The organism is Bacillus sp. ILBB4, assembly GCF_035064545.1.
GTDB lineage: Bacteria > Bacillota > Bacilli > Bacillales > Bacillaceae_H > Priestia.
Genome location: NZ_JAIQVD010000003.1, coordinates 677,286 through 690,857 on the forward strand (window position 1 = coordinate 677,286; position 13,572 = coordinate 690,857).

Below are 13,572 nucleotides of genomic sequence, written 5' to 3' on the forward strand. Positions count from 1 at the left end.
TTCATTCTATTGCTTTTCAAAAAGATAAAGCTTTCCATTAACAGCAATATCAAACCGAGGTCCTTTAAAGCCGCGTTTTATAAGTTCTTTACGCATAAACTTCATAATGCCTCCGTGGCTGACAATCAGCAAATCGTCTTCTGACTCGGAAATAGCGCGATCTAGCACTGCTGCTACTTTTCTCTTAGTCTCGGCCATATCTTTACGAGCTTGTTTGTTGATAAGTCCGGATATGCGAAACAGTAAGGCCCAGAGGATAAAAGGAAGTTTAAATTTTAATGGAATAATAGGCATAGGTATTTCTCTAAGTTCCGGAAGAAGAGTGATCTCTTGTTTATAAATATGCTTTGCCGTTTTGTGTGCTCGCGGCATATCGCTTGAAAAACAGCGTTTCCATTCGATATTATTCAAATCAGTCTCTCCATACGTAATATCTGATTCATCATATTCCTGAAACCAAGCCACTAGTTCATTGGTGGATAAGCGGTGGTTTTCTGGAAGCCCTTTGTTTACTTTGTAATGACGTACTAATGCTACTTTCATTGTATGATCTCCTTAAAAGCTAAGCGCCAAAAACATATACTCGGCGCAGCTTGATTTTCTTACTGAACGTTATTTTCATCATGCTGCACCTCCTTTCAAATATTTGTAAAAACAGTATAAAATGGATTGAGAAAATTGTAAATATAGTAAAAAAGAGTTTACATAAAATAATTGGAAAATGAAACCTTTTTACAACTTAAAACGTATTACTTATAGATAATTCAAACAAATTGAAATACATATAAAAGGGTGGATTACAATGATGGATACAGAGAGAAAAGTGAACATCAGAGAAGAGTTTGGAACTTTATTTGCACAAGGGGATTTTAAGGAGCTTTATGATTGTGTAAGCGAAGAATTTAAACGTCAAGTTTCGCTTCAGCAATTTTTGGAGCAGAGCAAATTGTTTAATCAAGGAGAACAGTTCTACAGACTAGAAACAAATCTCTATTTAACTCCTCACATTGAGCAGTTTATTTGGTTAAATTCCACGCAGACAAAAGCCATCAGCGTTATGTTTGATGAACATAACATTATACAAGCACTTGTGATTGCTCCTATAGAATCATTTTCAGAGAGAGATCGATGGAGTACAAACAAATATACGATGCCGATTCAAAGTGAATGGTTTGTCTATTGGGGAGGAAAGCATGAGGTGTTGAACTATCACCATCCAGTCGAAAACGAAAGGTATGCGTATGATTTAGTCGTGCGAAAAGGAAAGCAAAGCTATAAAAATGATGGAATGAAAAACGAAGATTACTATGCCTATGGAAAAAAAGTTGTAGCTCCGCTAAAAGGAGTCGTCGTTTCAGCAGTTGATGGACAAGAAGATAATGAAATTGGGCACACGAATAAAAAAAGTCCTTTTGGAAATCACGTTATCATTGAGCATGAAGGAAAAGAATACAGTGTGATTGCACATTTGAAAAAAGGGTCGGTTTCTGTGAAAAATGGAGACGTGGTTCGTAAAGGAACGCTGCTCGGAAGGTGTGGAAATTCCGGGAATTCGTCAGAGCCACACATTCATTTTCACGTCATGGATGCTTCTGATATCGAAACTTCAAAAAGTTTGCGAATTCAGTTTCATACGGCTGTTGAACCGATTCGCGGAGATACGGTTATTCCATTTTTCTATTGATTAAAAAGCCATAGCGTTTGCTGTGGCTTTTTATGCAAGGCTTTCCTCAAATATAAAGTCAAGCAGCCGTTGAAACAAGTAAAGGATAATGGCTACGGTAGTCATGACAAGGAAAAGCCCAAAATGACTGATATCATACAGATTATAAAGCCCAATTTTAGCGAGAAAAGGAACAATAACATAACCATGAATCAAATCCAAAATAATGTTAACAATTATGTACAAGATAAACCCGGGATATGTAAGGTAAAAGACAAAGATAGTAATCACAATATGAAGGCAATAAATCGTTGCTCCCATGCTAGTAAGAAAAAATACGTTTTCTTGAACCGTCCACCAGTGCATTTTTTCCGCTACTTGATAGGCGATTGTCATCATTAATGCAGCAAATAACCCTACAGTAAAAAATCGTTTAACACGCTGTTTATCAAGCAGTAGCAGTAAAAACCATGGAATAACAAGAATCCCCCATAATATAATTTGATTCATTCATCTTCCCACCTTTTATTTATCAGTAGTTCTTAGTGTAAGAAAGAATTGTAAAAATATACATTTTGTAAAGAAAACGTTTACAATGAGTCGATCTCCTATAAGAGAAGCGCTGCGGACTCTTTCAAACGAAGGACTCATTGATTTACAGCGAATGGGAGCAGTTGTTATTGGTTTAACAGCTAGAGATTTAAACGAGCTGTACGATGTTCGTTTGCTTTTAGAACATTTTGTCTTAGAACGTTTATCTGAAGCCAGCCATGATTCGCTTATTAAGAAGCTGGAGCAAAGCATTGATCAAATGAACATGGCAGCTAAATACGATGACTATGTAGAATTTGCTTATCAAGATTTGCGGTTTCATGAGCTCGTGATTATCGAAGCAGATCACAAGCGGATATTAAAATTGTGGGAAAGCATTCGTGAAATCATTTTAGCGGCTCTTTTAATTACTACTGAAAAAAGATTTCGAGATTACAAAAAAGCCGTGATGCCGCTGATTGAACAGCATCATGAAATGATTAAGGCATTAAAGTCTCAAAATATAGAACGTATTCAAGATGAAGTGAAGCGTCACTTTGAAGACACGCGAAATACGATAACAGCTTCACTTTTGAATGAAGCATAAAAAAGAGATAAAAGCTCCAAATGATTTTGGAGCTTTTATCTTTAAGTTGTCGACAAGTATACAAAGGGGATGGAGAAATGAAAGCAGGTGTCTACGTTTCAGAAACAAAAGCCGTTATGCAGCAAAAAGCGAAACCGGTCATAAAAGAAGGAGAAGTGCTTGTAAAGGTATCTCATGCTGGAATTTGCGGAACCGATATGATGATTTATTTTGGAAAACATCCTAGAGCACAAGCGCCACTTATTATGGGACATGAATTCAGCGGAGTTATAGAGGAGATCCAAGGGGAAAAGGAATTTTCTTTAGGTGACCGCGTAGCAGTTGAGCCTACGCTTAGCTGCGGAACTTGCGAAGCCTGTGTAAGAGGGCAGTTTCACGTTTGTAAGAAGTTAAAATTAATTGGGATTGATCAAGATGGAGGGTTCGCGCAGTACGCAGCTGTTCCAGTGAGCCGTCTTCACCTCTTGCCAGAGAAACTGTCTAGCGCGCATGCTGCTCTTGCAGAACCTGTAGCGGTTGCCGTACATACAGTACGACGCTCGCGGTTGAAAGTAGGGGACCAAGCTGTCATTTTAGGAGCAGGACCTATTGGACTGCTGATCGGGATGATTGCGAAACGAGCAGGAGCAAAAAAAGTAATGATCTCAGATATTAGTTCTTACCGCTTAACTAAAGCGAAAGAACTTAGCTTTATACCAATTGATGCAATGAAAAAAGACGTCGTAAAAGAAGTGAGTTTGCTTACGAATGACGTCGGTGCAGACGTTGTATTTGAAGTAGTTGGAAACCAAATTACAGCAAAACAAATGGTTGAAACAAGCCGTATTTGATGCATCTGCTTATATTCATGGGCACTTACTTGCTGTAGACGGAGGCTGGCTAGGAAGATAACGCATGAATGAACGAATTTTTTCATATCATGAACAAACTTAATTAAAAGGAGCGTTCTTGGTATGAAAAGGTGGATGTTAAATGTGGGTATTGCTGTCACAGTGCTTATAACTGCTTGGACGGTGTATACAAAGCCTGAAGAGAAAGAAGTTTCGCTATTTTCTTACGATCAGCCTTCTATAGTTGTTCAAAAAGAAAGCACAGACTTTGAAAAAGCGTTAAAAGCTTTTTTGACGCAGCATGGCTTTCAAGAAGTTAGGGTGCTGAACAACTATGCGGAAGCTCAAGTTCTGGTTCTTCTGCCCCGCGAACACCTTTCTTCCCATAAGAAAAGAGAAATTCAGCAGATGGTAAATCTACTTGCCAAACAGTATCACGTTAATCCTAATGTAGTTAATGTTCAGTTATATGAAAAAAAGTAAAAAGCCTTTTATCAAGGGAAATCCCCCTCGATAAAAGGCTTTTATTACTCTTTTTTCTTCTCTTGTTCAGCGAGCTCTTCTTGTCTTTTAAAATGTGATTTTCCTAACGCATACACAAAACTAAAAAACAAAGGAAGTAAAATAGTCAGCAGCAAAAGGCGGGTAAGCATATCGCCCAAATCATTTCTCGTTAAGTAAATATTAATAGCTGCAATGACAATATAAATAAAAATACCGAGGTTTCGTAAAAATCTCTTTAGCATAGATGCATTCATTTTTTTCACCTTACTTTTATATACTCACATTTAAGGTAAAGGAAACGATTCATAAAAGCAACCTATTTACTACAAAGCAAGAAGGAATATAGGAATTTATAATGAATATTTATAGGTTGTCTGAAAATCATGGGAATAAAAATCCTAACATGCAACCGTTTTATAAAGCTGCCCGCTCCGAGTACACTGAGTGCACCGAGCCAGCTATAAACAGCTGCCTTCTCTTCAATCAGCTTTATTTCTTAAAAAGGTAAGGTGATGAGATGAAAAGAGTACTGGTAATGGGCGTTTCTCCAGGAGTAGGAAAGTCTACATTTGCCAAGAAATTAGGGGAAAAGCTTGATCTAGAAGTATATCATTTAGACAGTCTGTATTGGCAGCCTGGCTGGACGGAAAGAGACAATGATAGCTTTAGAGAATTGCAGGAGCACATTGTAAAAAAAGACAGCTGGATTATCGACGGAAACTACAGCAATTCGTATGACCTGCGAGTGAAGCGTGCAGATACCATTATTTATTTAGAGCTGCCGCTAATCGTTTGTGTGTACCGAGTAATAAAGCGGAGAATCGTATATGCAAGAAAAACGCGTGAAGATATGGCAAAAGGATGTCCTGAAAAAGTAGATTGGTCATTTTTTACGTTTATTCTTACTACGTATCGAGAGCGGCAAAAAAAGATGAGAAACCGGTTTAAAAAGCTTAAAAATGATGAGGATTGCAAGGTTTTTATGCTGATGAACAGAAAGGACATCGAGAACTATATACAAAACCTATAGGGGGAGTATGAGGTGAATTTTGAACAAAAATAGCCACGTAACAAGTTCGCTTGTTACGTGGCTTTATTAAAAAAACAATCATTCTTGCGTAATCTTCAACATTCCTTTTTCGTCGAGCGCAACCGTTAGAGAATGATTGACCTTTGCCATTAATGGATGAACTTCAGAGTCTCGGTTCGAAAAAAACCACCGCCTTTTAGGCGTACCTACAAGAAAAAACGCACTGCCGCTTCCTAAAAAATTAAAGGTCTCGTTTAATAGCCTGTTGTTGCGCACGGTGATACCGGAGTTAATAAGCTGTGTCCCTACAGAGTGGACATGAGGAGTTGTCAAGTTGATTTCTCCTATGCTTAAAATCGACTTAGAAGAAAAGGGGTCCTTGGATGACGGGCAGTCCGAATGTCTTGAAATGTATTCAACAATATTATGAGCAGGGTCTTCAAAATAAAAGGAATGAGCATCAAATGCTTCAAAATAAATCTCATCTTTCTTCTCTTCTGTATTGAGGAAGACTATCTGAGTAGCCCATTGCTTTGCTTCCATAAAGCGGTTTGCTGGAATATTAAAAGCAAAATGGTAAAAGGGCTTCGTATGTAGAGAACTTTCTTTAAAGGTTAGCTCACTTTCACCAACCTTGATGGAAAAAGAACGCGGTGAAGCGGCGGTTAATGGAAAATCGAGAGAATTTACATAAAAATCCTTCATTGTGTCCAATAAGTGGGTGTACAGGACAGCTTGATTAATAATCATAAACCATTCCTCCTCGTTTAAGCGTTGTCTAAAATGGTATTACATAAATCTTTCGCTCTCTTTTTGATTACTGCTTTTCCAGCGAAGCTGAAAAGAGCCTTTATGCTCGGAGCCTACAAAATTAATACGATATCTTCTCGTTTTTTCAGGTGTTAAATAAAGAGAGTTATTAGTCATTTCAAAAAATCGTGTCTGTTTTGGATCTTCTACGTACAGGGACAGGTCTCCGCTTTTGGTGTTTTTAGATAGCGTAAAAGCGTAGGCTACGCCTTTTTTGAGTTTAATGCTCCGGGAGTAGCGGCCCGTAAAGCTGTCGTATTCTCCAAAGAAAACCTCACTTCGTTCCTTTTTTATTTTGCCTCCTACAATTTGATTTTCCTGACCGTTAAAGTTAATAAGTAAAAAAGCGATAAGAACAATAAGAAAACTATATTTAAACATAAAAACCTCCATCTACTAAATTATAGATAGTTTTGGATTTCGTCAAATAGTGTTATAGTTTAAAAGGGAAAAATTAACAAAAATAAATTATCTTTTTGCATGTTACGTCTAACAGAAAGGAGAAAAGAATTGACTCAGCGTTTTTATCTTTTAGCAGCAAGTCAAGTAACCGCAAATGTAGGTTTTGTTCTTTATACAATGGCCGTCACTTCCTATATAAAGGAAAACACCGGTTCAACAGCTCTTGCGTCGATGATTACGATGACGAGCTTACTTGCACGGCTCCTTAGCGGCCTTAGCGTACCTTTACTAGCCGATACGTATAGATCCATTCACATTATGCGGTCTGTTCAAGTGATGCAGATAGGGATGCTTGTTGGATTGTATGTGCTGCTTACACAAGAATTTACAGTCACAGTACTAACGATGGGTTTTATCATTGTTGGAATCATTTCTTTTTTTAACGGCTTTTTTTCCATTTTTAAAACGTCAGTTGTACGCAGCTTAGTAAATGATAGTCAAAGAATGCAGGCGAATAGCTTGCTTTCAACAATTGATCAAACTTTTCTGTTTGCAGGGTGGTCGCTTGGTGGTTTCGTTTTGTCCTTAACGGGATCCACTCAGTCTCTATTTATAACGGCAGGTCTTCTATCGCTCTCATTTGTTTGCTTACTGTTTATAAAAGAAGCCTACATATACAAACAAATACAAAAGCGAAGAACGGCAAAACTAATGGAAGGATGGCGCTTTTTATGGATAAATAAACGCATCAGAGCCCTCGTTATAATGGACATCATCGAGTCGCTTTTTGGAACCATTTGGATTGGAGCTATTACTCTTTCTTTTGTAAAAGAAGTGCTTGGAAAAGGAGAAGCATGGTGGGGATATATAAACGGTGCGTATTATTTCGGAAGCATAGTCGGAGGAATTATTGTGTACCGAATGTCTTCTAGGGTAAAAGGAAGGCTTTTGCTTTCTATGTTCTTAGGCTCACTCGGTTATGCTGTTTTAACCGGTTTTTACGGTCTAGTAACAAACCCGTATCTAGCTTTAGTACTTTTGATAATGATGGGTCCTGCCTATCAGCTTCGAGACGTAGCTCAGGAAACCATTTATCAAAATACCTGCAGCAATGGGATGCTTCCTAAAGTAATAGCGGCAAAATCAACTCTTGTCCAGGCTGTGTTTATACTTTCCATCGCATTTGTCGGGACAGTAGCCGATCTGTTTGGGGTAAGGTTTGTATATCTATTTTCAAGCTTCATTTTGCTGATGACAGCTCTAACAGGCATGGCAGCATTAATGTATAACAAGCATTCTATCGAAACAAAATCACCTGCTGAACGGAGAGGTAATATATGAAGATCATCAAGCTAACGTACCTTGCGAAGCGTGATATAAAAGAGCTGCTAACGGAAAGCCAGGAGGAAGGCTTTTTCTTTCTTACAAAACTAGTAGCGGAGTATAAAAACAGGCAAAACGTATTTAACAAAACAGGCGAAAGATTGTGGGAGTTTACGGTGAACAAAACAAATTAATTGGCGTAGCCGGCCTTAATCAAAATTCTTACAGCCAGTATGCTAACGCGGGAAGAGTAAGGAGGTTTTATGTTTCAGCTCAATTTCGCAGAAAGGGTATAAGCAAGCGACTTTTAAAAGAAGTCATTCACTATGCGGAGAATTCTTACGACAGCCTCGTTCTCTATACAGATACGGACGAAGCGAAGTTATTTTATGAACGAAACGGTTTTAAACGCGTATACAATCAGCATAAAATCACTCATGAATATAAACTGAAAAATGTTCATTAATCAAACTATTGGATGTTTAATTCAATTAGGGCATTAAAATAGTATACCAATAACGCTCAGAAAAAATCTGAGCGTTATTAGCATGCATCAGTCGAACCCGTTACTCTTTTTAGTTTGCTTTTTTAAGTTTAAGAGCTGTTTTAGCAGCAGGGCTTTTTTTAACAATATACAAACCGCTAAAAATAATAAGTCCTCCAAGCAGCTGCATGGCATTGATGGTCTCTCCAATAGCTACAGCAGCAAAAACAACGGCGAACAAAGGAATAACATACATGTAAACCATTACTTTTGTAGAGCCAATTTTTCCAATTCCTACATACCACATCACCAGTCCGTACACCGTCACGAACAAAACAGAGTATGCCAGAGAGCTCCAGCTGTCTACATCTGTTGGCCAGATAAGTGTTTGATAGGTGAAAAGACAGTAGACAGTAAGCGGAATAGCTCCGATTAAAGCAGACCACGCAGTCACGCGCAAAGCAGAATATTTTACGACTAAAGGTTTTGCTAAAATCGGGTACCAGCCCCAAGCAATGGCTGCCACAATCCCCATGATGTTTCCGAACCATGCATGCTGCGACAGTGCATGACTAGAGTGACCAAACAGCAGTACAAACGCAGCCCCGAAAAAAGCAAGCACAGAGCCTAGCTGTGTTTTTAACGAAAAAGCTTCATGCTTATATAATATAGCTAAGATTCCTGTGAAAATAGGAGACATCGAAATAAGTAAAGAAGCATTTGTAGCTGTTGTATACTTAACAGATACCATAAACAGCGTTTGATAGAGCGTAACGCCTACTATGCTGACCGCTATTAAACGTCCCCAGTCTTTTTTTTCGATACGAATACCTCGCTCTATTATTCCTGTAATAAGTAAAAGAATAGGAGCAACCATTATAAAACGCAGTGCGCTAAATTGAATGGAAGACATATGAGCAACTCCAAATTTTCCGATTGTATAATTGGCTCCCCAAATTAACGCAACGGATAATAATATCCATTCCAGCCAGCCTTTTTTCATGTAATCACCTCGAATAAGTATAGAAACTAAATAAGTGCGAATATCCTTAGTTACAAAGTATACAGGAAGAAATTATGTAAAAGGCCAGCCAATTTAGCTATTTTTATCTCATCCACTTGTTTTTAATACAAACAAAAAAGCAGCTGCATTAGCTGCGTTCATGACTGTTATCCACATTGTTCTATCTCATCTAATCGCACAAGTTCGACTTTAAAAGCATGATCAATCCGTCGGATTTCACAGTATCCTGAATCATATACGTGAATCAGTACAAAGCGTTTTCCTTTATATAATACTTCTTTGTAGGCTGTCACGAGATACACCCTTTCTTTTCATAGGTTTGTTTTTCATTCTATGAACAAAAAACGGCGTAATTGCCTAATATAAAAAGAATTTTTAAGGTTGATAAAATTGCTTGGCAAAACGAGTTCGCTTATACTGTACTGTGATTCTATTTGCGTATAAGTTCTAATTACTAGAACAGCTTTAGCATATGGATAACGAAACAAAACAGCAGTACATAAGGAGCAGCATATGGATATTAACTATTTATATACATTCAAAGAAGTAGCGAAGTGGGGGAGCTATACACGAACGGGCGAGGAGTTAGGGTATGCTCAGTCAAGCGTTACCACTCATATAAAAAAATTAGAGGATCATTACGGTCAAAAACTATTTGAACGAACTGGACAAAAAATGAAGCTGACTCAGCCTGGTGAAGAATTGCTTTATTATGTGAATCAAGTAACCGAGTTATTAAATGAAGCAAAAGAGCGCCTTACTACGAACGAAGATGCTAGAGGAACCGTTTCAATAGGAACCGTGGAGTCGCTGGCCGCCTATTTTATTACACCGTATATTCGTGAATTAAAAAAGCAGCACCCTTCTCTAAAGATTATGCTAGAAGCGGGTTTATGTCCAAATTTAACACAAGGAATTATTGACGGAAAGTATGATGTAGCCGTTTTGCTTGATCGTCTTCAAACATCTTCAAGTTTAGAAGTGATTCCTATTCGAAAAGAAAACATGGTTATGATTGCTTCGTCTTCTCATTCTTTTAGTAAAAGAACCAGCGTTCTAATGGAAGAGTTTGAGGGAGAGACCATTATTTTAACTGAGAGCGGCTGCCCTTATCGCACGCTTTTAGAAGAGATGATGCGCAGCAGCGGTATTCATATGCAATCGGTCATCTCGTTTAGCAGTCTTGAAGCGATTAAACAGTGCGTAGCGGATAATTTAGGTATTGCTCTTGTACCGGAAATAGCGGTAAAACAAGAGATGGAAAGCGGAAAATTGATTAAAATCCCGTTTGACCACGAAGAGTTTTATCTTTATTCACAGCTCATATTCAAAAAGAAAAAGTGGCTGACGGCACCCATTCAACAATTTATTTCACTTGTTCAAGAAGGTTATCAAAAATATTGATAATAGATATAGAGAATCTTCAATAATGATGAAGTTGTTTTCGTGCTACACTTTTTATAAAACATGAAACTAGAGGTGTAGAACATGAATATATTTTTGCAGCACAATCCTACAAAATTATACTTTGGAAAAAATCAAATTACGAAGCTATCCCAAGAGCTTGCTTCTTATCATAAACAAGTAAACGTTCTGTTAGTATATGGAGGAGGAAGTATCAAACGAAATGGGGTATACGACGAAGTGAAAGCTGAACTTCAGTCTATTAACGCGGTTGTTCACGAGCTGTCTGGTGTAGAACCTAATCCTCGTTTGACTACGGTAGCTAAAGGCGTGGACATATGTAAAAAAGAAAACATTGATTTTCTCTTAGCCGTTGGGGGAGGAAGTGTAATCGATTGTACAAAAGCTATTGCAGCTGGAGCCGTGTATGAAGGAAATACATGGGATTTAATTACACGTAAAAAAGAGATTACAGATGCTCTTCCTTTTGGAACGGTATTAACACTTGCAGCAACAGGATCTGAAATGAATTCAACTTCTGTTATAACAAATTGGGAAACAAAAGAAAAGCTCGGATGGACGTCTTCTCACGTATTTCCCGTCTTTTCTATCTTAGATCCGGCGTACACATTTTCAGTGCCGCGCGATCAAACCGTCTATGGAATTGTTGACAGTATGTCGCATGCGCTTGAACACTATTTTCATCGCACGGAAAATACGCCGATGATCGACGGCTTTATTGAATCTTTACTAAGAACGGCTGTACAAGAAGGTCCTAAGCTTCTTGAAGACCTGACTTCTTATAAGTATCGTGAAACGATGATGTATATCAGCACGACGGCGTTTAACGGAAGCTTAGCAAACGGAACGGACGGGGGAGACTGGGCTACTCACCGTATCGAACATGCTCTGTCGGCCGTATATGATATTCCCCACGGAGGCGGTCTTGCTATCTTGTTCCCTAACTGGCTGGAGCACGTCTTAAAAGAAGATCCTTCTCGTGTAAAACAATTGGCTGTAAATGTATTTGGCATTGATCCAGCGGGAAAAAGCGATGAAGAAACAGCAATGGAAGGAGCAAAAGCGCTTCGCACTTTCTGGAATGACTTAGGAGCCCCGAACAGCTTGCGTGACTATGATATTGATGATTCTGAATTTGATGCGATTGTTGAAAAGACCTTTGTAAAACCAGGTGTTGGAACTTATAAAGAGCTTGATTATGCAAGCGTTCGAGATATTCTAGAAAGATCCAAATAAAAAAGACGAGCTGCCTGCTCGTCTTTTTTATATGTACTCAATAATCCATTAGAAAATAAAGAAAAAGAAAAAAGCACAGCACGATGCACCCTGCTCCTACCGTTATTTCGGAAAATCCTTGAATAAACGTACTTTTAGGACTGCCTCCTTCATTTTGTAGCTGAAATACACGTTTTCTTTTGCGCTCATGTACGATTACCAACGAACCAAAAGCAACCGATAATAAGGTAAAGAGCGGCACCGCGATTAAAAACAGCTTAATAGAATACGTCCAGTACGATATGTACAGCATATAATACATTGCGCCAGTACTCAGGGCAAAGAATGTTAAAGAAAATACAAACCACTTAGTAAAAGGGTTTTTGCTCATGAATTGTTCACTTCCTTATATCAAGTTCTTCTATGATCTAGATAATAAAAGCCGTCTACCATTTTACCAAAACTTTTTAGTACGTTCTATTTTAAAGGGAAAATAGGGTTTGTAAATTTCTTAAAAATGGTATAGTTCCTAGAACTATCTATGTGTACATACAACAAACTGATGATAAATGAGGGAGAAGATGAACTATGGGGTGCGACGCGTGTCTGCCAATTAGGACAGGATATACGGTTTCTTTTCAGAAATCAAACGATGTAAAGAAGTTGGAAAAATACTTTAAAGATATTTCTCAAAATCAATGGAAGACTCTTGGAGAAGATATGTTCTGGATGAAGGAACAGATCTTTTGGGGTTTTACGGATTATGTTCATCAGCATTTAGACCCTCGGCACGTGTGGGCTGTAGAAGCCAAGCAGCGGAGCCCGTTTGAAAACCTGCGGCGTATGGAGCCACTCACCGTTTTTCAAAAAATGAAAGATGCCTTGTGGATTGATGAGCTCATTGAAGACAAGCGAATTTGCTCATATTATCAGCCGATTGTATCGATTGATCACAAACGCGTGCATATCGTTGGCCACGAAATTTTATCAAGAGGATTAGAAGAAGACGGAAGTATTATACCGCCTTTTAAAATGTTTGAAGCTGCTCAAATAAGAAATAAAACCTTCGCTCTTGACCGAGCCTGCCGCTTAGAAGCTGTAAAAAATGCTAGTATTATTGATCGTCAGCTGATTTTTATTAACTTTATTCCTACAGCAATATATAATCCTGAGCATTGCTTAGCATCTACATTTACGTTAATCCAAGAATTGAATATAAAGCCCGAGCAAATTGTATTTGAAGTGATTGAAACGGAGGATGTTCAAGATATTGAGCATTTGAAAAACATTTTAAATTATTATCGCTCCCACGGATTTAAATATGCTTTAGATGACGTAGGAGTTGGTTATAACACGCTGAATCGGCTTTTAGAAGTGGAGCCTGACATCGTGAAATTGGCATTTGAATTCACAAACGGAGTCAGTAAGAATGAGAAACAGAAAAAAGTGGCCCAAGAGATGTTAACTATCACCCATAGAATGGGGGCGAAGGCTCTTGCAGAAGGGGTAGAAACAGAAGAAGATTTAAAATGCCTGATAGAGATGGGCTATGATTTGTTTCAAGGGTATTATTTTGCAAAGCCTCATCCTGAACCGTTAAAAGAGATTCATTCTATTTACGTTTAGTAACAAAAAGCAGAAGAAGAGCAACTTCTGCTTTTTGTATGAATGAAAGTAAGAATACTCAAAAAATAAACAATTCACTTTCATTTTGCTAAATAGTT

19 protein-coding genes are annotated in these 13,572 nt (G+C 38.1%); 11 read left to right on the top strand and 8 right to left on the bottom strand.

All coding sequences use genetic code 11. The features are described 5' to 3' along the window. Nucleotides 1-6: 6 nt before the first annotated feature. The gene (locus LAV82_RS15665) at nt 7-543 is read right to left on the bottom strand and encodes a histidine phosphatase family protein (protein WP_013057520.1); all 537 of its coding nucleotides are present in this window, start codon (nt 541-543) and stop codon (nt 7-9) included. A gap of 259 nt (nt 544-802) precedes the next feature. Here LAV82_RS15665 and LAV82_RS15670 point away from each other — a divergent pair, with 259 nt between their 5' ends. Continuing rightward, entirely contained in the window at nt 803-1,684 is an 882-nt protein-coding gene (locus tag LAV82_RS15670; RefSeq protein WP_098322366.1) for a M23 family metallopeptidase, read from the top strand. Between the two features lie 30 nt (nt 1,685-1,714). On the opposite strand, the gene LAV82_RS15675 is transcribed toward LAV82_RS15670, so the two are convergent. Continuing rightward, entirely contained in the window at nt 1,715-2,173 is a 459-nt protein-coding gene (locus LAV82_RS15675; RefSeq protein ID WP_013083643.1) for a hypothetical protein, read from the bottom strand. An 85-nt stretch (nt 2,174-2,258) separates the two neighbouring features. Here LAV82_RS15675 and LAV82_RS15680 point away from each other — a divergent pair, with 85 nt between their 5' ends. The 3 genes from LAV82_RS15680 to LAV82_RS15690 all read left to right on the top strand — a co-directional run bounded on the left by LAV82_RS15680 (nt 2,259) and on the right by LAV82_RS15690 (nt 4,114). Beyond that, nucleotides 2,259-2,801: a GntR family transcriptional regulator gene (locus tag LAV82_RS15680; protein ID WP_499716419.1), complete on the top strand. Its 543-nt coding sequence runs from the start codon at nt 2,259-2,261 to the stop codon at nt 2,799-2,801. Nucleotides 2,802-2,878: 77 nt separating this feature from the next. Further along, nucleotides 2,879-3,631, top strand: coding sequence for a zinc-dependent alcohol dehydrogenase (locus LAV82_RS15685; RefSeq protein WP_499716420.1), 753 nt, complete (start codon nt 2,879-2,881; stop codon nt 3,629-3,631). A 123-nt stretch (nt 3,632-3,754) separates the two neighbouring features. Beyond that, the gene (locus LAV82_RS15690; RefSeq protein WP_499716422.1) at nt 3,755-4,114 is read left to right on the top strand and encodes a hypothetical protein; all 360 of its coding nucleotides are present in this window, start codon (nt 3,755-3,757) and stop codon (nt 4,112-4,114) included. A 44-nt stretch (nt 4,115-4,158) separates the two neighbouring features. On the opposite strand, the gene LAV82_RS15695 is transcribed toward LAV82_RS15690, so the two are convergent. After that, nucleotides 4,159-4,389 carry a hypothetical protein gene (locus tag LAV82_RS15695; protein WP_029322404.1) on the bottom strand — a complete coding sequence of 77 codons (231 nt, stop codon included), beginning with the start codon at nt 4,387-4,389 and terminating at the stop codon, nt 4,159-4,161. A gap of 263 nt (nt 4,390-4,652) precedes the next feature. Between LAV82_RS15695 and LAV82_RS15700 the strand changes: the two genes are divergently transcribed. Continuing rightward, a complete protein-coding gene (locus LAV82_RS15700) occupies nt 4,653-5,165 on the top strand; it encodes a P-loop NTPase family protein (protein WP_029322402.1) in 513 nt (170 codons plus the stop codon). A 78-nt stretch (nt 5,166-5,243) separates the two neighbouring features. Here LAV82_RS15700 and LAV82_RS15705 read toward each other — a convergent pair whose 3' ends face one another. Together LAV82_RS15705 and LAV82_RS15710 are read right to left on the bottom strand one after the other, a co-directional pair. Next, entirely contained in the window at nt 5,244-5,915 is a 672-nt protein-coding gene (locus LAV82_RS15705; RefSeq protein WP_098278026.1) for a toxoflavin lyase-like VOC family protein, read from the bottom strand. A gap of 39 nt (nt 5,916-5,954) precedes the next feature. Continuing rightward, a complete protein-coding gene (locus tag LAV82_RS15710; RefSeq protein ID WP_211079067.1) occupies nt 5,955-6,356 on the bottom strand; it encodes a hypothetical protein in 402 nt (133 codons plus the stop codon). A gap of 129 nt (nt 6,357-6,485) precedes the next feature. Between LAV82_RS15710 and LAV82_RS15715 the strand changes: the two genes are divergently transcribed. Genes LAV82_RS15715 through LAV82_RS15725 form a run of 3 tightly spaced genes read left to right on the top strand, consistent with a single transcriptional unit; the run spans nt 6,486 to nt 8,166 of the window. Beyond that, nucleotides 6,486-7,718, top strand: coding sequence for an MFS transporter (locus LAV82_RS15715; protein WP_499716424.1), 1,233 nt, complete (start codon nt 6,486-6,488; stop codon nt 7,716-7,718). Continuing rightward, on the top strand, nt 7,715-7,894 hold the full coding sequence (locus LAV82_RS15720; RefSeq protein ID WP_244856682.1) for a hypothetical protein: 180 nt from the start codon (nt 7,715-7,717) through the stop codon (nt 7,892-7,894). The genes LAV82_RS15715 and LAV82_RS15720 overlap by 4 nt, the downstream gene beginning before the upstream one ends. Beyond that, nucleotides 7,864-8,166 (top strand): GNAT family N-acetyltransferase, encoded by a 303-nt coding sequence (locus tag LAV82_RS15725; protein WP_307872039.1) that lies wholly within the window; start codon nt 7,864-7,866, stop codon nt 8,164-8,166. Before LAV82_RS15720 ends, LAV82_RS15725 begins: the two co-directional genes overlap by 31 nt. A gap of 109 nt (nt 8,167-8,275) precedes the next feature. Here LAV82_RS15725 and LAV82_RS15730 read toward each other — a convergent pair whose 3' ends face one another. Together LAV82_RS15730 and LAV82_RS15735 are read right to left on the bottom strand one after the other, a co-directional pair. Further along, nucleotides 8,276-9,187 carry a DMT family transporter gene (locus LAV82_RS15730; RefSeq protein ID WP_499716425.1) on the bottom strand — a complete coding sequence of 304 codons (912 nt, stop codon included), beginning with the start codon at nt 9,185-9,187 and terminating at the stop codon, nt 8,276-8,278. Between the two features lie 167 nt (nt 9,188-9,354). Then, the gene (locus LAV82_RS15735; RefSeq protein ID WP_499716426.1) at nt 9,355-9,501 is read right to left on the bottom strand and encodes a hypothetical protein; all 147 of its coding nucleotides are present in this window, start codon (nt 9,499-9,501) and stop codon (nt 9,355-9,357) included. Nucleotides 9,502-9,721: 220 nt separating this feature from the next. Between LAV82_RS15735 and LAV82_RS15740 the strand changes: the two genes are divergently transcribed. Both LAV82_RS15740 and LAV82_RS15745 read left to right on the top strand, forming a co-directional pair. Next, complete coding sequence (locus tag LAV82_RS15740; RefSeq protein WP_053487387.1) at nt 9,722-10,612, top strand: LysR family transcriptional regulator; 891 nt, start codon at nt 9,722-9,724, stop codon at nt 10,610-10,612. An 84-nt stretch (nt 10,613-10,696) separates the two neighbouring features. Continuing rightward, a complete protein-coding gene (locus LAV82_RS15745) occupies nt 10,697-11,869 on the top strand; it encodes an iron-containing alcohol dehydrogenase (protein ID WP_098278023.1) in 1,173 nt (390 codons plus the stop codon). A 37-nt stretch (nt 11,870-11,906) separates the two neighbouring features. On the opposite strand, the gene LAV82_RS15750 is transcribed toward LAV82_RS15745, so the two are convergent. Continuing rightward, a complete protein-coding gene (locus tag LAV82_RS15750; protein WP_013057503.1) occupies nt 11,907-12,239 on the bottom strand; it encodes a hypothetical protein in 333 nt (110 codons plus the stop codon). A 197-nt stretch (nt 12,240-12,436) separates the two neighbouring features. On the opposite strand from LAV82_RS15750, the gene LAV82_RS15755 reads away from it, so the two are divergent. Continuing rightward, the gene (locus LAV82_RS15755) at nt 12,437-13,474 is read left to right on the top strand and encodes an EAL domain-containing protein (protein WP_211079065.1); all 1,038 of its coding nucleotides are present in this window, start codon (nt 12,437-12,439) and stop codon (nt 13,472-13,474) included. Nucleotides 13,475-13,572 lie beyond the last annotated feature (98 nt).